Source organism: Synechococcus sp. CBW1006 (assembly GCF_015840525.1).
Taxonomy (GTDB): domain Bacteria; phylum Cyanobacteriota; class Cyanobacteriia; order PCC-6307; family Cyanobiaceae; genus CBW1002.
The window spans coordinates 3,596,127-3,613,999 of sequence record NZ_CP060396.1 but is presented as its reverse complement, the minus strand read 5'-3'; the positions used below and the strand labels follow the sequence as shown (position 1 = coordinate 3,613,999).

The following is a 17,873-nucleotide window of genomic DNA, read 5'->3' as shown; positions in this document are numbered from 1 at the left end:
TTCAGAGCATCTCGAAATCGAGGTCTTCATCGGCTGCCTCGTCGTCCTCTGGTGGCGGGGGGGCATTCGGGGCCAGAAAGCGGAGCTCGATCGGCACACCGACTAACAGGAAGTAGCCGTGTTCATTGGCGGTAAGAAATCCGGTTTCTGAACGGAAATCAGCTCTGTAATTGAAGGGAAACCGCCAGAGATGACCAGCCTGCAGCGATGCAGCGAGGCCGTCGTCCATGGATTCGGGCTCAAGGCAATAGACGGATGTGACGGCAAGGTCCAACAATTCAGTGGCGGGCAATGGCCCCTCAAGATCCATCGGCTCTCCCAGGGTTGAGGCGACCTGCGAGAGGGGTGCGCCATCGCTGTCCTGGGCTCCGATCTCCCTGGTCTCCACTTGGCGCCCATCGGGATCAAACCATCCCTGAGCCGTCATACCTGCAGTGATCAGAACGGCACCGTCATCGGTCAGGGCGGCTCGGGTACAGGGCTGACCAGCTGAGTCGACAGGGATCCGGCGCCTGGCGCCATACAGCTTGCGACGCTCAAGCTTGCTGAGCTGGAACGAGCTCGTCGCGCCGAGGTGAGTCACCACAACAGGCTTGGCCATGCTGCTGAGTCCGATGGAAACAACCTACGCCATCAGAGATGGCATCCCCTGCTCGGTGTCAACTACTTGGGCGGGTTTGCGCAATTACGTTGGCGGGTTGGTCAGCCCATCCCCTGCCATGGCACCCCGCCGCAGAGAGCCAGAGCGTTCTGCAGCGCCTCAAACAGAGCCACAAAGCTCTCGCCGCCATGAATCACCGCCACATGGCACCAACCCGAGAAGGGCAGGCGGAAGTTGAAGAGCCGGTGCTCCAGCACCTCACCGGCCACGGTGATCGGCTCGCCGTTGAGCAGCGTGAACTCGGAGATGCCCATCACGCCGGCGCGGTGCTTTTGCAGATACATCACCTCCTTGGCGGGACCCTGCAGCGCCCGCCACTGCTCCAACATCGGCACCAAGACGCTGTCCCAGACATCCGCGAGGGGATCGGCACGGGTGCGCCAGGTCCGGCCCGGCGGATGCTGGTGGCCTTGGGGTTGCAACTCACCTCGATCGATGCGCTGAGCGCTGCGCATCGAGATGCCAACGGCATCAGCAGCGATCTGCTGGCTGAGCCCCTGGGCTCGCTTGTCCATGTACCGCTCCTTGATCCGCAACGACAGTTGGGCGGGCATCGCGGGGCTCCGGTTGGCGATCGGAGCCCTGTTGTCGCGCCTTGAGACCCGTCTATGTAGTTGCGCCCGCGTACCTAATCGTCGCCGTGCAATCCCCGTTTATTCGCTGAGTGCATAGTCTTGTCAGTGGCTTGCCATCCTGATGAGGGCGTAGTCTGGGGTCACTTGGCAAGGTCTCGCGCGATGAATGACAGTGAACCGGTGGCAGGCTGGGACTGCGAAACGATCCCGGTGTGCAGCGATGCATTTTCAGGCCTGACGGTGGTTATCACAGGCAAGCTGGAGCGCATGGAGCGCAAGGAGGCAGAGCGCTTGGTTGAACGAGCAGGCGGGAACGCCGTTGGCTCGATCAGTGGCAAGACGGATCTCCTAGTCGCGGGCGAGAAGGCAGGCAGCAAGCTGTCCAAGGCCAAGGAGATGGGCGTGGACGTGATCGATGAGGCTGCCTTCATCGCCAGGCTTCAACTTGTTCTCCCCTGAGGACCTGTGCTCATGACGGCCGCGCTGCAGGCTCTGAACGACGAGCTCACCGGCTTGATCCGCCGGGTCTTGCCATCGACAGTGACGATCGAGGGCTATAGCAAGGATCTCTCTGAAAACAGCCAGGGATCCGGCTGGATCTACGCACCCGGCCTGGTGGTGACCAACCATCACGTCATCGACGGCATGGCGAACCCGGTCACCGTCAGCCCGGTTGGGCGTGCCGGCATTACGGGTGACGTGATCGGCAGCGACCCGGAGAACGATATTGCTGTGATCCGCGTTGAGGGGCTGGACGGCCAGCCTCTGCAGCTTGAACCGGAACCACCCAGGCTGGGGGAACTGTGCGTTGCGATCGGGTCACCCCATTCCTACCGGGAATCGGCCAGTCTCGGAATCATCAGCGGCCTGTCCCGCCAGATCCGGTTGGCGGATGGCACCGTGATCGAGGAAATGATTCAGACGGATGCGTCGGTGAATCCGGGAAATTCGGGTGGACCACTGGTCAATATTCATGGCCGAATCGTCGGCATGAACTCCATGGGGCCAGCGGAGACAGTGAATATGGCCGTACCTGCCGAAACACTCGGCGCTGTTGTTCCTGAGCTGGTGAGCCATGGCAGTGTTCTGCGCGCCAGCATCGGCATTTCGATTGCGGTTATTGAGCACCCCGTTGACCTTGGCCTCCAGCGGGCCATCAGTGTGCGCAAGGTGAAGGACGCAGATCAATCTCCACTGGAACGTGGCGACATCCTGCTCCAGATCAATGGCAGACAGCTGAGGCGGCGTATTGATGTGATACGAGCACTGGGACGAGAAACGGTCGATCAGCGAGTGACCGTCTTGATCGAGCGAAACGGTGAGTCCAGGACGGTGGAGGTTCTGGCGAAAGCGAAAACCTCCTCCCGAGGCTGAGTTCGTCGTCAGCCATATGCACAACGCAGAGACCATACACTATTGTGCGACAAATCTGGTAGGTAGCAATCGAAAGATAGGACGCCTCGGACCCACAAAGACTTCAGGGTGCTGCTTTTGTTCGACAACTTATGAGGCTAGCAACTGCATTTTGACTTTTGCAACCTTTGAAGCAGTATTAAATGTGCAACCGCCAAGCTCTGGCAAGGACCCCGCAGGGAACTGCAAATATTCTAGGGCATTCATGTTGAGGATCGGCCGGAGTTCATCCTTCTTGATCTGCCTATTGTCAAGATCAAGAGCTATCAAATTCTCCAAGCGGGTTAGATTGGTCAAGTCAATATCCCTATAGCAAACCAGTCTGAGCCTGCAGACTGGTAGTTTTGACAACATCTCCACAACCGCATCTGGCAAGCTCGATTTGCCTTCCATCTCGATGTTGATCCAAAGGTCTTGATTGCTGGCAAGTGGCGTAAGATCATTGATCGTTGGAATCCTCGACATGGTTAGCAGTATTTCTGGGATCTTTATGCTCATGCGCAGATTCTCGACTGTCTCCAAACCGTGCACTGTCTGAAGATGCAGATGTTTATCGTAGGTAGGGGGAAGATCGCCAATCTGGCGCGTTGCCAGATCGGTCAGGAATAAATGCCTCAAAGAGTCGGGCCAACGCTCAGGCATCTTGACCAGCTTTGTGCATCCTGAAATGGAGACACTCTCTAGATTGGGGAGACTGCCTAAAACTCCCATGTCAACAAGGTTACTACAATATTTGATAATCACCTCCTCAATTGTTGAGAGTGCTGCCAAATCATCAATAGTGGTCAGATTCTCTAAATCTTTGAGAACCAACCTTTTAAGACTCTGTATCCGTTCAGGGGCCGTGACGCAGCCGCGCAGCATTCACCGCCCTTGATCGCTGATCACCAAGCGACCACAGACACCACGATCGATGACGGCCGGCTCAGGGATTCGGCAACAGCGATGGCATCTCACCGCCGCGATGATGGGCGATCAAGGCCTGCTCCAGGAACTGCCAGATATCACGGCCCTGTTGCCGCAGGCTGGTGGTGACCGTGAGCAACCTGCTGCGGCAGATTGCACCCTGGCGGGATTGGACGCCATGGCTGATCTTGCGCTGAATCACCGAATGGCGCAGGGCACGCTCGGCTGCGTTGTTGGTGGGCTCGATCCCTTCAATCTCCAGGAAGGTCCAGAGGCCATCGCTCACTTGCAGCAACTGATGGCAGGTACGCACCGTCTTGGCCCACGGCGTTCGCTCGCCGCGCTGGCAGCCCAGCTCCACAACCCGCTGCAGCGTGCCCACAAACGCCTGGCGGATCGGCCGACAGCCCTGCTGCAACGTGGACCAGTCGATCGTTCCGTCTTTGTAGCGGTGCCACTGGGCAAACAGCTGCTGCTGCAGGCCCAGCAGCTCCGCTCCAATCTCACCGCTGGCGCCCTGACGGTCAGCGATGGCGGTGAGATCGCGGATCACGTGCGCCCAGCACAGCTGGCGCTGCTCCAGCGGGAGATGGTTGTAGGCGGAGAAGCGATCGCTCACCACAATTCCGCCAAAGGCATTCCCGAGCAGGTCGATCGCGGCGGCAGCCGAGCGGCTCAGGCTCTGCAAGAACACTGTCACCCCCATGGCGGTCACCATGACCCACTCCCAGCCGCGCCGGCCATCGGGGTTGCCACCGTCAGCATTACCGGTGGGGGCACCGGTTTCATCGACGTAGACCACCGACTGCTGACGGGCAAACGCAAGGGCCTCCTGCATGGGCTGCTCCAGTGCTGCACTCAAGCGCTGGCGGATAGTGGCCATCGCTCCCCGGCTGATCTGTACCCCCAGCAGCTGATCCAGCAGCGCCTGGGTCTTGCTGAAACTCAACGGGAAGGCACTACCCAGCAGACCCACCAGAGCACTGAGCCGGGGACCGTAATGGCTTACTTCCACCTCCGCCGGTAACGAGGCACAGGTGCTGGTGGAACAGCAGGGGCAGACCAGGCGGTGCAGCCGGTGCTCGATCACCAGAGGCGTGATCGGTGGAATCTCGATCACCTGGTGCCTCAAGGGCTCGGGATCCTGACCCTGTAGCAACGTGCCGCAGCGGCGGCAGGCCTGGGGGTGGTGCTCGACCACCTCATCCACCCGCTCGATCGGCAGCAGCTCCGGCCCAGATCCGGGATGGCCCGGCTGGCCGCCGCGCTTGCGGCCACTGCCCTTGCGTCGTTCGGGCGGCCTAAACCCCTGGCCATCACTGGAGGGAGGCTTGGAAGAATTGCGGGAGCTGCGGCCGATCCGCTCGCGCAGATGGGCCAGTTCGGTCGCCAGGGCGGTGAGCTGGACGCGGAGCTGCACCATCTCCTCCTGTTGAGCCAGGATGAACTCCCTGGCACCAGCTGGCCACGACAACCAGTCCACCTCGGAAATGCCAGCAGGAGGGGCGCCCATCTCAAGCAGTCTCTGCCTGAGATGCAAACGGGAATCAGGACGCCGTCAAGGGTTCAGCAGAGACGATGTTCGCCGCGTGCTGTCCCGACCCCTGAATGCTTACAAGACTCTTTAGCTTATCAATGCCTTTGAGGTTTGAAAGCGGCAGGTCCCCTAGCTCAAGACAGGCACCCTCAAAACACGGAAAATACTGCAAGCTGTCAATGGCTGCTTTCCTGATGCGCAGATGATCTTCAGTGATCCTCGCCGTCTCCAGGCCACGGAGACTGGGCAACTGCTTGCAGATGTCGATATTGAGACCTTCAATTTGCTGGCAACCGGAGAGCGGCTCTAGCGTCGTGATACCCGTGCCAGATAGATTAATGTATTTCAAGGACTTGCATATAGCCGAAAGGGGAGTCAGGTCTGTAATGGAAGTATGGCTAATATCAATTGTTGATAGATGAGTGCATTGAGATGCGCCGTCGATCTCCTTGAACTCCGCGCCGACCAGTGTCAAGTCTTTGAGCTTCGGAGCATCCAAGTAGTCAAATTGTATTGTTGCACCATCTGCCATGCTTAGAGATAATTCGGTTAGGCTCAAAAGCCCTGACCAACTGGCCGATAAACGAAAAGAATGCCTGGTTTTGTCAGGTTCGAGAATGTGAATGCGTATTTTCTCTACATTCTCGAATGACTTTAATTCCGGCAGTGCGATCGCTTCGATATGATCTAGGCTTTTAATGCCTAGCCGCAACGCTTCGGCTCGACTGCCAGCAGGAGATCGGGATAGGATTCCGAGCAGTGCGTAGTAAGAGTAGGGATGAGTGAAGGAGTCACCAAGTCTGAATCGTCTACCAGGGAACAGCTCCCCATCGACAACTTCCACTTGGTCAAGCAATGGATCACCGGCAGTGGGATCCGTTTGAAGGAGAGCTTCCAGGAGATCCAGTCCTTCGTTGATCGTAGGGATTGATCGACGTCGCAGCTTTGCCCAGCAGGCCTTGAGATTCTCTGGAAGGCGAGGCACCGGCGTGAGATTTGGATCTACAGGGGCTAGTAGCCGGTCTGCTTGCAGGACATCGTTCAGCAAGGAGGCAAGCTCGGCATCGTCGATGACAAGCTTGCGGGGATGCTGCCGCCTGAGATCGTTGATATCGCCTGAGTCACCGACAATCAGATCAGCCTCTGCAGGCTCTTCACAGATTGCACCCCCTGCCTCGAGGATCAGCCGAATGAGCTCGAGGTCGGGGTTATTGGCTACAAGGTTGATCTGCATGTGTTGACATGGCAGCTCATCGATCAGGGCAATCTCCGACGATTCATCAAAATGGATCATGAAGACACCTTCGGCCGACTGACCAAGCGCGCTGGCTACGCAATGGCTTGTGACTGCAAAGCCCTTGTCAAGCAGATGGTTGACAAGACGCATCAGTCGGTCGGGATTGTTGGCAAGAGAAAACAGTGCTTGCATTGGAGGCTGAGATCAATGGAGGTGCGGCATGAGCGCTTTTGACGTCACTCATCATCTGCTAATTCATACTCTCTCAACTCCTCCAAAAGCTCCATGACTGAATCAAGTCCATGGCTAGCAATGTGTGCTTCGACGTCGACCGTTGGGAATTCGTGGAAGATATAGATGAAAGCTTCAAAGACATCCTGCGAAGTGCTGCTAAGGTCTTTGATGTCATCGCTATGCCGATCTCGAAAGATCCGTGCATCTTCGTAAGCTTCATGGAATTCTTTGTATTCAGCCTTTGGCACTCCATCAAAGCGGCGCGGCAATATCCACACTGCTCTACAGTAGGCTCCTTGCCTCTCCACGGTGAACCAGAAATAAAATCTTGATCGAGTTTCGCAACTAGCTCAAGCAGGTCGTAGCCAGTGAGTCGCATCCTTTGAGCTGCAATGCCGCTGCAGGGGACGGACCTTCATCGATGGTAAGGCTGAACTCAGTCATGGGCTTGACCTGTGAAGAATCCCTATGGGCGGCTGCCATGGCTCTCAGGGACAACCTGGGATGGCAGGGCTGATTAATCGGTATGCCGAGCTCAGTGCCTGAGCTGGTTTTCGCCAGCCCAGCAGTGCCAGCAAGCCGGGACTGTCATGGGCCAAGGCGGCCTGCTGCCCCGAGTGCCCTTGCAGAACACCGCCAGGATGGTGGCGCTGCCAGGCCAGTTCTCCACCACCCACTCCGGTGCGGGCAAGCCCCGCAGCGTCCAACGCAGGTCACGTCCGTGCTTACGCTCGCGACGACTGCATTCGAACACTGCCTTGCGGCCATAGGTCAGGCGATCTCGCCTTTACAGGGTCCGCTGCAGCGGAAGCCAGTTCACATCAGGCTTCTGCCGCTGTAGGTGCTCCAGCAGCGTGATCGGCGTCAACGCCGGCGCTCGCTGCAGCAACGGCATCAGCTCCTCCTCCCACACCCCCGCAAGAGGATCGGGCGGGTGTGGAGGAAGATCAGTGGAGATGTCCCCATCCGCGCCGATGCATGGGCCTGGCGTGAAGACATTGGTCAAGACATCGCCGTGCACTGACAAATGAGAATCAATCATTGAAGCCGATCAGCGACTTGAGCGTTTCAGTCAAGAGCTTGAGATCAAGCGATCAGAGATGTTGCATCTCTGAGGGGATGGAGTGGCTAACCGCACATGGCTAGCTTGATTCAAGTTGACTTGAGCATGATGATCTAGACTGTCAACTGGCCACGTCGTCAAGCAGTCTGGAGTCCACGCGTAGCGAGAAAGAAGATCTGAGCCAGGCTGCACAAGAGATCCCAGCCCAGCCGGACGCGAAGCCGCTCGACGGTGTTGGTCCAGGCAATCGCGTCTGGGCACTTCGTCCTACGGGATCAAGCAGCTCGTCGATCGCGCGAATCTTTGCCGCTGCCAGCCCAGGGTCGCAACACTGAGATCAATCACAGCAACCCCATGACCCGCATCACCATCCAGTGGCAAAACCAGTTCGGTTTCTGGCAGCACTACACCACCAGCCACCACGAGGCCAGTGCCTTCCGCAGTGCCCAGCAGCGTGCCCGCTCCACCGGCAGGCGCCATCGCCTGATCGACGACGAAGGGCGGGTGCTTGACATCATCGAGCCATGAGCTCTGATGATCAGGAGGCCCAGGGGCCTCCTGCAGACGTTCGCTTTCAGACGTTCGCTCCCTTCATCTCAAGCTTCAGCGCCAATCCTCCAGGGGATTGCCGGTCAACAACCTGAGTCCGTTCCCGCTGGGCAAGGTGGTCAATCCTTGAACCCCGAGGGAGTGATGAGCTGGGCCAAGGGATTCCTGAACGGAAATCGGCCAGAGCAGACCTGGTTCAACCGGCACGGACTCAACCCCCACCGCTGCTTCGCCCCTGCGAGCTCGCCCTGCACCGAGCACCTGCGGCTGAACAGGGCCAGCTGGGTGAGGGTGAACTGGCAGCTACAGAGAGAGGAGGACATCAGGTCAATGAGCAGAGATCAATGAACGGAGGACAGGACTGAAAACGACAGACGGAGGGGGAGGGACAGGCTGGATTCGGGGTGGAGGTTCAATCCAGGTCGATGGATTCGAGCAGCAGCCGGCTGCGCATCAGCCGGTCGGCATCGATCGACCAGGCGACGATCTGGGAGTGCTTGGCGTCGGTGTCGTCCTGCATCTCCTTCACCACATCGTCGTGGAAGCTCTCCAGATGGCGCACGATGGTCAGGGCGATCTGCTGGTCTTCGGCGGCATCGGTGTCGAGCTTCTCGATCAGATCCAGCACCTCCTTCACCTTGGCGCTCTGCTGGCGCTCAGGCTTTTCGGGGCGCTCGGGCTTGTTCTGCTGCATGGCGATCAGTTCCTGGGGGCTGTTGGGGATCTCGGAAGCAATGGGCTGGGGCTGCTCGGCTTCGACCATTTCGGGGTGCACGCCTTCGTTGGGATCGATGGCCTTGCCGCCGCAGTAGCGGTAGCGACCGCTGCGGCTGCGGTGCTCATCCGAGGAGGGGTTCTGCGGATGGTCGGCGGGGGAGCTCATGTGTGATTCAGCGGGGATGTGATCAGAATCACCCCAATCAACAGTGCAGGGATGACTTCCCATGCGATCAACAACGAGCCACTGCGGTGCAAGGCTTCTCAGGCGTAGCCACTTCCCGCTCCGCTCTGGCAATCACCTCCTTCATGGGTGAACAGCCCAGGCTTGCAGCTGCTGATCGCCCCTCTCCCGGAACAGGGCAGCAACGGCGTTGTTCGCGTGAAAGATCCACGAGAAGCCAGGCAATCCATGCAACCTGAGCAACAACGCAGACCCGCTGGAGGACTCAGCCACTTGATGCATTCACCGTTGTCCAGGATCAGTCCTGACCCATCCCGCCGCAAAGGCCTGCAGCAGCGATTGCGGATCCATCTGGAGCAGCTGGTGCGGCCCCGCCATCTCCACTGGGATCCCCTCGGCCTGATGGCGGTACGCAGCTATCTGCTCGAGCAATTCAACCGCCTGGGTGCGGTCGAGCAGCAATCCTTCGAGGAGGGTGCCGGTGAGGGGATCAATGTGATCCTGCGCCTGCCGGGTCAGGAGGCACAGCTGGCGCCGTTGCTGGTGGCCGCCCACTACGACGGTCCGATCAGCTCTCCCGGTGCTGACGACAACGCCTCCGGACTGGCGGCTCTGCTGGAACTGGCCGGTCGCTGGGCAGCGATCCCGCCCCGGCGGCCGGTGTGGATCGTCGCCTTTGATCAGGAGGAGTGGGGCATGCTCGGCAGCAGGGCCCTGGCCCGGCAGCTCAAGGCCAGCGGCCAGCCGCTGCAGCTGATGCTCAGCCTGGAGATGCTCGGTTACACCGCCGCACGCCAGAGCTATCCGCTGGCGCCGATGCGGAGGCTCTACGGCGATCGGGGCGACTTCATCGCCCTGGTGGCGAACATCGCCGCCACCTCTCTGCTGCCTGGTCTGGCCAGTGGGATGGGCGCGCACGTCAGGACCAGGGTGCTGCCGGTGCCCTTCCACGGGCGTCTGCTGCCGGATGTGCGGCTGAGTGACCACAGCCCCTTCTGGGATGCGGGCTACAACGCCGTGATGGTGACCGATACCTCCTTCTTGCGCAATCCCCACTACCACCAGCCCAGCGACACGATCGATACGCTCGACCTGCCATTTCTTGCAGCCGTCACCGATGGCCTGGATGCGGCGCTGCGGGAGCTGTAGATCGCTGCGGCCGGGTGGTGGTACGTGGGATCCGCTTGCCTGATGATTCAAGAGGCGGAATGCCTGGCAGGCTTACCTCACCCTTAAACAGTATTGGCCGGACGTGATCCATCCATTCGGGCAGCCGGAGCCTGTCTTGTGGATGGCTTCGCGGGCATTCTGGGTCGCCAGGCAATACGGGCCGGAAGTGATGAACCCAGAGGGACAGGTTCCGACGCGCTCGATCGCGCCACGGGCATTGGGGCCTGGAGTGCAGTAGGCCCCGGAGCTGATGTAATTCGATGGGCAGTTGCCCTGTCGTGGCAGGGGTCGCACAGGCTGCTGAGCCAAGGCGATGGCTGGCAGAAGAGCCACCAGAACTGTGAGCAGTTTTTCGGTCATCATGAGAGGGTTGTGTGAGCTTCTGGAGGTGACGATCCGGGCCTAGCGACGCTTCCGGGTCTGTCTGGTGCGCCTGGCCTTTCTCGTCCCATTCCGTTGGGCCAGGGTGCGGCCCTGCCCCCGCCGACTCCGGCTATCGATCTTGCCAGTCTTTATCCGCTTCAAGGAAAACATGGAGTTGTTGTGGTGTGATGGAAGTACAGAGTTGTGAACCCCAGCGCAGACAACAAGATCTGACCGTGAAGGAACCCGCCGGGATCAGTGCTGATTCACGGTGTCCAGCAAAGGGCGAACGCCCATCAGGCGAGCCCTAAAACAGCCCCTTGGAGAGCGACGGGCACTTCTGCGCGACGTCTGCGCGAATCGCCTCGCGCACTACTGCCCAATCGGTCCTGGGGCAGGAGGGCGGGCGTGAGGAGTGAAACCATGGAATCGGCGGCGGTGAGCATCACCTTCCCGCCAGTCAGGCTCTTCGGGGACTGATCACGTGCGATCAACGTTGCGATCAACGCGTGGTGCGAATCCCGATCAGGCACGTCCCCATGGATAGTCCTCCAGCACACGCTGCAGCGCCGCCAACATGGCGGTCACATCGATGGGGGTGACGGCGCGGCGGGCTCCGCTGCGACTGGGGTGGCCCATCCAGTTGCCGAAGACGCGCACCTGATGCAGACAGCTGAGGATCCACGGGTTGACCTGCTCCCGCGTCAGCACCTGCAGCCCCTGGTAGAGGGTGCCGCGACGCCAGCCAAGCCGTTGGCGCACCAGCCGTTCCACCAGGCGACGGCCATGCAGTCCCAGAGCCACTGCCGTGGTCTGCAGTCCGCCGAGCTGATGCACCAGCTCGGCCACGTCCCCTTCCACATCCAGCTCAGGGTGCCGGCGGCTGAAGCTCTGGAGTGCGGCGAGAAGCTCGTGCGGCGCCAGACCCCGGCCCGCCAGGTCCAGCAGCTGGCGCTCGCTGGGATTGCGCTGCAGCTCCTCGTCAATCCGGGTGGCCAGCTGTTCGAGAGGCGCCCGCTGGCGGTCGAACAGCACCAGCCGCTCCAGGTCGGGAACGTGGCGGAAGCCATCACGGCAACGTTCAAGCAGGGCGGGAAAGAGCCGCTCTGGCTGCACCCCCTGGTTGCCGGCGCTGAGCAGCGGCGTGGCCACGCTGGGGCAATCGATCCCATGGAGAGGAAGCAGCGCCAGCAGGCAGAACAGCTGCTGGAAGGCAGGCCAGGCGTTGGGCGGTGCCGAGGCGGCCGGGTCAGGGGCCGTGGCCGGGCTCTCCACCACGGCGATCCGCCCGAAGCGGGTGCGGGAGTTCCGGGGCCACCGGTCGTCTGGCAGCTGCTCCGCCAGGGGCGGACTCACCCAGGCGCCTACGGGTCCCCCGGTCAGATCGAGGGCCCGGGGCAGCGTGCCCAGCTTCAGCCCACAGGTCTCCTGGAGCCGGGCCACCAGCGTTCCGGGCACGGGGTCGTAGTTGCCCGCATAGGCCGACACCACCAGCAGATCAGCCTGCAGGCCAAGGGCGAACAGCTCACCGGCCCGCAGCTCCAGGTTGCGCTCGGCTGCACCCGGGTCGACGTCGAAGGCGTTGAGCAGCACGGGGGATGGCGGCGAGCCTGGCTGGAACAGTATGTGGAAACCGCATGGTTCGCGGCTGGATCACGGCAGCGAGGTGCTACGGATCGTTGTTGGGATGTGCTGTTTCCCCTAGGATCCGCCGATACGACGACGCATGGATGGCCGCCGACGAGCAAGGGAATGACGGCCTGTCAACACCACCGCCTCACCCCGAGTTGCGTGGCTATAACGCTGCTGACACCATGCCAAGCAACGTATCCGAGCTGCTCACCCGCGCCCAGCTCGACAATGCACGCGATGTCTACAGGTTGATCGAATCGCGCAGTGAACTCAATCCTTACCAGGACCGAGAGCTGGCCGTGAAGATCATTAACAAGCTGGTTGGCTTCCATGATGATTGCATCGACAAGCTGATTGAAGATGGGAAGGCCGAATCGATTCCCGGCTGGGCGATCGACCTGCATCGCCTCAAACTGGCGATCGATTTTCTGGAAGGCGTTGACCTCTCGGATGATTGAGCCATGGGTATGACACCGAGCCAGGGAAAAGCGGGCAAGATCGACATCGAGGCCCTGTTCAACTGGTTGGAGCAGCAGCCGGAGCTGGAGCACCTGCGGGCCAGGGCTGATGGTGCTCTGTGCGAGTACAAACCCGGCGAACAGACTGCTCAAGAGCGCATCACGGTCAACGACAAGCTGGAGATCGGTGCCAACAAAAAGAGTTGGTTCCGCGGCTTGAAGGAAATTGTCTGGGTCCCTGCCCAAAACATGAGAGGGACAGCCTTCGCGACCCACGAGCTGGATGCCTCGCTTGGCTCGGTGGCAAAGCTGATGTCCATCTCCAGCCTCTGGGACTTCTTCACCACCATTCCACTGTTTCAGTTCAGCCTGTCGGGCCCGCTTGGCTTGGCCTCGGGGCCAGGGGCAATCGTGCTTTCATTCCTGTTGCTGTACGCGTCAAACACCTCCGGTGAAAACGCGACCAACCGCAGCAAGGGCCATGGCTCGAAAGCCACGTGGAGCCTGGCAGCGTTTGTTGTTCTCTGTACCGCTAAAACCCTGTTTTCAGGCGTGGGTGTGGACCTCTGGATCGGCGCCAAGGGAATTGCGTCCACCTATGCGGCCGAGCTGGCGGCCACCAAGCTGGCCAGGGACAAGACCGAGCTCAAGCGCCTGCAAACCGGAGGTGCCGATTTCGAGGCAGCCGCCAGGAGCTGCTCCGATCTCGAGCAGCAGATGAAGAGCCTCGATCGCAACAGGAATGAGACGCAGTACATCTCCCTGTTTGTGCGCGCCTATGGACCCAATGCCGTGACGGTGGCTGACCGAGGACTATCGCCGCCGCAATTGATTGAACGCTATGGCTCTGTCGGCTCCATCCCTGGAGTCTGTCGTCAGCGCAATGTCCTGCGGGCCCTCAACATTGAAAAAGCCAAACCCCTGGAGGCATCCATTGAACGGAAGTCCCAAGCCCTTGCCCAGAAGCCACCATTGGCTTTCCTGGAGCAGGAGGAGCCCGAGCTGTTCCGTGAACATTTCCGCAATGTGAACGGCAGGTTTGAGTGGGTGAACGGCACGGAGGCCGTGGGCCAGGCGACCAATCAGTTCTATGCCAATTTGTTCGCCGGCAAGTTCGGACTGCTGGGATTTTCGCTGTTCACCCTTTCCGTTTCGGTGATCCTGACAGGGGCGGCCGCGATCATGCTTTACCTCATCTCCCTCAACACTCAGGTCAAGGCCTCCTTCACGGAAGACCTCAAGGAATTCCGTGATAAACGGCTGGAGGAGTACCAGCAACGCATCGTGACTGAGAATCTGAACCGCGAGGACTGAGCCATGCCCTGGATTCCCCTGGAGTCGCGTCCAGCCGAGCTGCAGAGCCAGGTGGCGGCAACCAGCTCCGCTGCCGACGTGGCTGCGGCCACCTACTACAACCAGAACGACCTTGGCCTGTTGCCGGATGTCGACCTCGCCGCCTGGTTAAGGCAGGCCAGGTCCGATGCAACCCCCCAGGGGCAGCCCTCTGCAGGGCCTGATGCGGAGCCAGAGGAGCTCCCTGAGATCGGGGAGTCAGAGGCCTACGACGTGCGAACTCTGCGTTGGCTGAGGCTGAATGGGCGTACGGCGGCCGACAAGGCCTACGCGAAGCAGCTCTATCGCCAGTTGTTGTTTTCACTGTGGCGAAAGCATGTGGCCCAGACTGGACAGACTTATTACCCGAAGCTGCTCAATGACCTGAAGGATCACTATCGAATGATGTGTGACCCCAGCCTCAACTGACCTTGTTCGTCCTGGCGGCAGGGGTGGTACTTCCGCCTGCAGGGGAGGCTGAAGTGCTGGCGAACCGGCAGGAAGTCTGGCGTCATCTGGCCCTCGAACTCGCCGAGCAGGTCGGTGCCGCCAGCTCCAGCTGTTCCTGTGCTCTGTGGATCAGCTGCGCCGATGGTCTGCCCCCGCCGGATGCGCTCAGCGGCGCCGTTGCCGAGCTCGTCGCCAGTTTGCCCGATCTCACCCTGGTGAATTCCACCACCTGTCTGGTCGATCAGCCCCGTTGGCTGCTGGCGAGCCAGGTGGTGGTGCTGCTGGGCTTTGAGCCCGGGCCCGACGGCACTGGCGCCAGCGTGGACCGGCTGCGCAACGAGCGCCTGAACGGTGCCTTGCCGCAGGACACCACCATTGCCCTGACCCTGCATCGCCATCACGATGGCGTGCGCCACGCTCGCTACGCCGGGGCGACGCCGCTGGGCGCGGATCAGACCCACAGACCTCCAGCACGGGCGCTCGCCGCGTCTGCGACGGACTGGCTTGAAGCGCGGCAGCGTCTCACCGATACGGCGCCCTGCTCTGCCTTCACGCCGCAGGGCTGGAGCACCGCGCTCTGTGTGGCCTGGGCGCTGGAGCGGAGCCGCACCCTGCTGCGCCGCAGCGACCGGCGGCTGCTGATCAAAGCCCTGGCCCTGGCGACGCTGCTGGTGCTGTTGGCTCCGTTGCTGCATCAGCTCACCACCCGCTTGATTCCTGGGGTGGTGCTGTTGGCGGTGGGCGCCCTTGGGCTCAGGTATCAGCCCCTGCGGCAGAGGGCGCAGCGATGGTGGTGCCTGGCCCAGGCGCTCTGGGTGCAGGACACCTGGCACCGGTTCGGTCTGGCGGATGGGGTGGCCGAACAGCTGCCCCTTCGCCAACCGCTCGACTCGGGACAGCTCGGCCAGCTGCGCCAGCTGCTGCATGCCCATGACCTGGCCCTTGCCCTGGCGGACCCTCCGCCGCCCTGGGGTCGAGCGGAGCTGGCCGATGCCATCGAGGGGCTGGAGCAGCACTGCGACCTGGTGGCAGCCACCATCCGCTACCGCCTGGGCGAGCAGAGGCTGATGGTGGTTCCTGCCCTGGTGTGTGGCGTGCTGCTCCTGGGGGTCGCGGTGGCCAACGCCGTGGTGATCAAGCAGGCGATCCTGGCGGCGGCAACGGCCCTGATCGCCCTGTGGCTGCATCGGCCCCTGCCGCTGGTGCGGCGCGAGCGGCTGGTGCGGCACCTGCGGGCGCTGCAGGCGGAGTTGCCCGAACTGCGGCGCGGCCTCTCGGGTGCCGATCTGAGCGAACCGAACCTGAGGGCGTCGCTTGTGGCCAGCATCCATCGCATCGGTGCGGAATGGATCGATCTGGCCAAAGATGCGCTGGAGGCTTCCGCCTCGACCTGGACGTTAAGCCCATGAGCCCTTCCGATCTGCCCGCGGCGGTTTTGATGGATCCCAGCCCCGTGCCGCTGGTGGTGGCGGTGGTGGGCCACCGGGATCCGATCGCCTCCGAACTGCCGCGGCTGCGAGATGCCTTCCGCCGGGACCTGGAGGAGCTGCTGCTGAAGCTGCCCCACACTCCGCTGCTGATGCTCAACGGCCTGGCCAGCGGGATGGACAGCGAGGCGGCGGAGGTGTTCCTGGAGGTGATCCAGGGAACACGCAGGCGGGGAGCCGGTGGCCCCGGGCATCAGCTGGTGGCGGCCCTGCCCAAACGGGTGGCCAACTACCGGCTCGACTTCCAGGATCCAGATGAGCTGCAGCGATTCGAGGCGCTGCTTGACCGTTGCGATGCGGTGCTCGATCCCTCCAACTGCGATGAACTGCGGGGCGATGCAGCCCCTGGCGACGACCTGCCCAGCCCCGCCTGTTACGGGCGGCAGGGGGTGTTTCTGGTGCGGCACTGCTACCTGCTCTTTGCCTTCCACAACGGCTTCGAGACCATGGAAGTGGGCGGCACGGCCCAGTCGGTGGCGATTCAGAAGGGGGAGGTGCATCCGCTGTTTCTGAATGTGGATGAGGTGATCGCCACCCGTGAGCCCGGGGCCCTGATCGAATACGACACGCCACGCCACAAGAACCGGTTTGAGGGGAAGCGGCAGCCGCACACCTATTGGCTGGAGTCGCAATGCACAGCGCCCCGCAATGCGAAGCAGGGCGCCCCAGAGCCCTTTGCTCTGCAGAATCTGCTGGCGATTCCGCGCCAGCTGGAGACGATCAACCGCAGCATGGCCACGGAGCCCGGCGAGCCCCTTCCCTGGGCCGCGCGCCCCACGGCCCTGTGGCACTACGCCGATGCGATCGCCACCCGCGACAAGGCGCGCTATCTGCGCTGGGCCCTGGTGCTGATGATGGCGGGCTGGCTGATCAGCCTGCTGCTCTCCCAACAGCCGTGGCAGTCGGTGGGGTTGGTGCTGATCGTGGCGGCCCTGCTGTTGTTTCCCCGTTTCCAGAAGGGCCCCAAGCACCGCTTCATCGTGCACCGCTGCCTGGCTGAAAGCCTCACGGTGCAGGACCACTGGGCTGAACTGGGGGTGGAACGCGATGCCGCCGACCTGTTCTACAGCCAGATCCACCGCGACCTGGGCTGGATCCGCACGGTGTTGCGGGCCCGACGGGTGCAGCTGCTGGTGCGCTTCAGCCGGGAGCCTGAGCCGATCGAACCGGTGGCGAAAAGGGTGCAGGGCTGGATGGAGGGTCAGGTGACCTGGCTGGACGGCACAATTGAGCGCCAGGCCCGTCAGGACCGCTTGCTGCTGCGGGCAGCCCTGGGCTGTTTTGTGGCGGCGCTGGTGCTGTCGCTGGCCACGATGCTGATGGCTGAAGCATCGCCGGCTCTGGCCTGGATCACGGAGGCCTGCATCGCCAGTTTCGTGGCGGTGCTGGCCTACCGGGAACTGCTGGGCTACGAGGAAACCAATGCCCGCTACGCCCGCAGCCGCGACCAGTTCCGGCGGGGCCTGAAGGCCTTTGAACAGGCCCTGCGCACGGCGGCCGATGAACCCCACCGCCTGCAACGGCTGCGCTGCGCCCTGGAGGCGGTGGGCCGCGAAAAGCTGGATGAACTCAACGACTGGGTGGCCGACCAGCTGAAGCGGATGTACAAGCCGGGGGGGTGAGGCCTCTGCTCAACTGACCCAAGCTGAACCGCTGGCTGGTGGAGATCGAGATCCCACTGGAGCAGTGGGAGCGGCATCGCGGCGCTGGGGCGCCCAGTGTCTGGGCGGCGGGGCCTCGCTGCTGGCGACGGTGCCCTCGGTGATCGTTCCGGAGGAGTCGAATGTGCTGATCAATCCCAGGCATCCTGGCTGCGCTGAGCTTGTGATCCGTGTCCACCGCCAGTGGAACTACGACGATCGGCTGTTGTAGGTCTCGCGGCTTGTTGTTCGCACCAAGGCAAGG

At 61.7% G+C, this 17,873-nt stretch carries 19 protein-coding genes; 10 read left to right on the top strand and 9 right to left on the bottom strand.

The window, feature by feature from the left end; translation table 11 throughout:
* Position 1 precedes the first annotated feature (1 nt).
* A complete protein-coding gene (locus H8F26_RS17845) occupies positions 2 to 601 on the bottom strand; it encodes a hypothetical protein (protein WP_197156218.1) in 600 nt (199 codons plus the stop codon).
* 101 nt (positions 602 to 702) lie between these two features.
* Entirely contained in the window at positions 703 to 1,215 is a 513-nt protein-coding gene (locus H8F26_RS17840) for a hypothetical protein (protein WP_197156216.1), read from the bottom strand.
* A 183-nt stretch (positions 1,216 to 1,398) separates the two neighbouring features.
* On the opposite strand from H8F26_RS17840, the gene H8F26_RS17835 reads away from it, so the two are divergent.
* Positions 1,399 to 1,695, top strand: a complete 297-nt coding sequence (locus tag H8F26_RS17835) for a BRCT domain-containing protein (protein ID WP_197156214.1) — start codon at positions 1,399 to 1,401, stop codon at positions 1,693 to 1,695.
* 12 nt (positions 1,696 to 1,707) lie between these two features.
* The gene (locus H8F26_RS17830) at positions 1,708 to 2,610 is read left to right on the top strand and encodes a S1C family serine protease (RefSeq protein ID WP_197156212.1); all 903 of its coding nucleotides are present in this window, start codon (positions 1,708 to 1,710) and stop codon (positions 2,608 to 2,610) included.
* Between the two features lie 129 nt (positions 2,611 to 2,739).
* Here H8F26_RS17830 and H8F26_RS17825 read toward each other — a convergent pair whose 3' ends face one another.
* The 5 genes from H8F26_RS17825 to H8F26_RS19730 form a co-directional block, all read right to left on the bottom strand.
* Entirely contained in the window at positions 2,740 to 3,513 is a 774-nt protein-coding gene (locus H8F26_RS17825) for a hypothetical protein (RefSeq protein WP_197156210.1), read from the bottom strand.
* A 61-nt stretch (positions 3,514 to 3,574) separates the two neighbouring features.
* A complete protein-coding gene (locus H8F26_RS17820; RefSeq protein WP_197154297.1) occupies positions 3,575 to 5,068 on the bottom strand; it encodes an IS66 family transposase in 1,494 nt (497 codons plus the stop codon).
* 34 nt (positions 5,069 to 5,102) lie between these two features.
* The gene (locus tag H8F26_RS17815) at positions 5,103 to 6,521 is read right to left on the bottom strand and encodes a hypothetical protein (RefSeq protein WP_197156209.1); all 1,419 of its coding nucleotides are present in this window, start codon (positions 6,519 to 6,521) and stop codon (positions 5,103 to 5,105) included.
* A gap of 44 nt (positions 6,522 to 6,565) precedes the next feature.
* Entirely contained in the window at positions 6,566 to 6,832 is a 267-nt protein-coding gene (locus H8F26_RS17810) for a hypothetical protein (RefSeq protein WP_197156207.1), read from the bottom strand.
* Positions 6,833 to 7,350: 518 nt separating this feature from the next.
* Positions 7,351 to 7,569: a hypothetical protein gene (locus H8F26_RS19730; protein WP_231605695.1), complete on the bottom strand. Its 219-nt coding sequence runs from the start codon at positions 7,567 to 7,569 to the stop codon at positions 7,351 to 7,353.
* A 411-nt stretch (positions 7,570 to 7,980) separates the two neighbouring features.
* On the opposite strand from H8F26_RS19730, the gene H8F26_RS17805 reads away from it, so the two are divergent.
* Positions 7,981 to 8,154, top strand: coding sequence for a hypothetical protein (locus tag H8F26_RS17805; protein WP_197156205.1), 174 nt, complete (start codon positions 7,981 to 7,983; stop codon positions 8,152 to 8,154).
* A 433-nt stretch (positions 8,155 to 8,587) separates the two neighbouring features.
* Here the strand turns inward: H8F26_RS17805 and H8F26_RS17800 are convergent, their stop codons facing one another.
* The gene (locus tag H8F26_RS17800; RefSeq protein ID WP_197156203.1) at positions 8,588 to 9,058 is read right to left on the bottom strand and encodes a hypothetical protein; all 471 of its coding nucleotides are present in this window, start codon (positions 9,056 to 9,058) and stop codon (positions 8,588 to 8,590) included.
* A gap of 306 nt (positions 9,059 to 9,364) precedes the next feature.
* Between H8F26_RS17800 and H8F26_RS17795 the strand changes: the two genes are divergently transcribed.
* Positions 9,365 to 10,225: a M28 family peptidase gene (locus tag H8F26_RS17795; RefSeq protein WP_231605336.1), complete on the top strand. Its 861-nt coding sequence runs from the start codon at positions 9,365 to 9,367 to the stop codon at positions 10,223 to 10,225.
* A 909-nt stretch (positions 10,226 to 11,134) separates the two neighbouring features.
* Here H8F26_RS17795 and H8F26_RS17790 read toward each other — a convergent pair.
* On the bottom strand, positions 11,135 to 12,202 hold the full coding sequence (locus H8F26_RS17790; protein ID WP_197156199.1) for a hypothetical protein: 1,068 nt from the start codon (positions 12,200 to 12,202) through the stop codon (positions 11,135 to 11,137).
* A gap of 137 nt (positions 12,203 to 12,339) precedes the next feature.
* Here H8F26_RS17790 and H8F26_RS17785 point away from each other — a divergent pair, with 137 nt between their 5' ends.
* The 6 genes from H8F26_RS17785 to H8F26_RS17760 all read left to right on the top strand — a co-directional run bounded on the left by H8F26_RS17785 (position 12,340) and on the right by H8F26_RS17760 (position 17,840).
* Positions 12,340 to 12,699 carry a hypothetical protein gene (locus H8F26_RS17785; protein WP_197156197.1) on the top strand — a complete coding sequence of 120 codons (360 nt, stop codon included), beginning with the start codon at positions 12,340 to 12,342 and terminating at the stop codon, positions 12,697 to 12,699.
* A 9-nt stretch (positions 12,700 to 12,708) separates the two neighbouring features.
* On the top strand, positions 12,709 to 14,013 hold the full coding sequence (locus tag H8F26_RS17780; protein WP_197156196.1) for a hypothetical protein: 1,305 nt from the start codon (positions 12,709 to 12,711) through the stop codon (positions 14,011 to 14,013).
* A 3-nt stretch (positions 14,014 to 14,016) separates the two neighbouring features.
* Positions 14,017 to 14,460 carry a hypothetical protein gene (locus H8F26_RS17775; RefSeq protein ID WP_197156194.1) on the top strand — a complete coding sequence of 148 codons (444 nt, stop codon included), beginning with the start codon at positions 14,017 to 14,019 and terminating at the stop codon, positions 14,458 to 14,460.
* Positions 14,461 to 14,483: 23 nt separating this feature from the next.
* Positions 14,484 to 15,890 carry a hypothetical protein gene (locus tag H8F26_RS17770; RefSeq protein ID WP_197156192.1) on the top strand — a complete coding sequence of 469 codons (1,407 nt, stop codon included), beginning with the start codon at positions 14,484 to 14,486 and terminating at the stop codon, positions 15,888 to 15,890.
* Positions 15,887 to 17,590: a hypothetical protein gene (locus H8F26_RS17765; protein ID WP_197156190.1), complete on the top strand. Its 1,704-nt coding sequence runs from the start codon at positions 15,887 to 15,889 to the stop codon at positions 17,588 to 17,590. Before H8F26_RS17770 ends, H8F26_RS17765 begins: the two co-directional genes overlap by 4 nt.
* A gap of 64 nt (positions 17,591 to 17,654) precedes the next feature.
* Positions 17,655 to 17,840 (top strand): RES family NAD+ phosphorylase, encoded by a 186-nt coding sequence (locus H8F26_RS17760; RefSeq protein ID WP_197156188.1) that lies wholly within the window; start codon positions 17,655 to 17,657, stop codon positions 17,838 to 17,840.
* Positions 17,841 to 17,873 lie beyond the last annotated feature (33 nt).

Bases quoted from the DNA above. Each gene is read 5' to 3' on its own strand.
- H8F26_RS17780 (WP_197156196.1), top strand. From the start codon at position 12,709: ATGACACCGAGCCAGGGAAAAGCGGGCAAGATCGACATCGAGGCCCTG.
- H8F26_RS17800 (WP_197156203.1), bottom strand. From the start codon at position 9,058: ATGAGCTCCCCCGCCGACCATCCGCAGAACCCCTCCTCGGATGAGCAC.
- H8F26_RS17830 (WP_197156212.1), top strand. From the start codon at position 1,708: ATGACGGCCGCGCTGCAGGCTCTGAACGACGAGCTCACCGGCTTGATC.
- H8F26_RS17845 (WP_197156218.1), bottom strand. From the start codon at position 601: ATGGCCAAGCCTGTTGTGGTGACTCACCTCGGCGCGACGAGCTCGTTC.
- H8F26_RS17825 (WP_197156210.1), bottom strand. From the start codon at position 3,513: ATGCTGCGCGGCTGCGTCACGGCCCCTGAACGGATACAGAGTCTTAAA.
- H8F26_RS17820 (WP_197154297.1), bottom strand. From the start codon at position 5,068: ATGGGCGCCCCTCCTGCTGGCATTTCCGAGGTGGACTGGTTGTCGTGG.
- H8F26_RS17765 (WP_197156190.1), top strand. From the start codon at position 15,887: ATGAGCCCTTCCGATCTGCCCGCGGCGGTTTTGATGGATCCCAGCCCC.
- H8F26_RS17775 (WP_197156194.1), top strand. From the start codon at position 14,017: ATGCCCTGGATTCCCCTGGAGTCGCGTCCAGCCGAGCTGCAGAGCCAG.
- H8F26_RS17835 (WP_197156214.1), top strand. From the start codon at position 1,399: ATGAATGACAGTGAACCGGTGGCAGGCTGGGACTGCGAAACGATCCCG.
- H8F26_RS17785 (WP_197156197.1), top strand. From the start codon at position 12,340: ATGGCCGCCGACGAGCAAGGGAATGACGGCCTGTCAACACCACCGCCT.
- H8F26_RS17840 (WP_197156216.1), bottom strand. From the start codon at position 1,215: ATGCCCGCCCAACTGTCGTTGCGGATCAAGGAGCGGTACATGGACAAG.
- H8F26_RS17815 (WP_197156209.1), bottom strand. From the start codon at position 6,521: ATGCAAGCACTGTTTTCTCTTGCCAACAATCCCGACCGACTGATGCGT.
- H8F26_RS17805 (WP_197156205.1), top strand. From the start codon at position 7,981: ATGACCCGCATCACCATCCAGTGGCAAAACCAGTTCGGTTTCTGGCAG.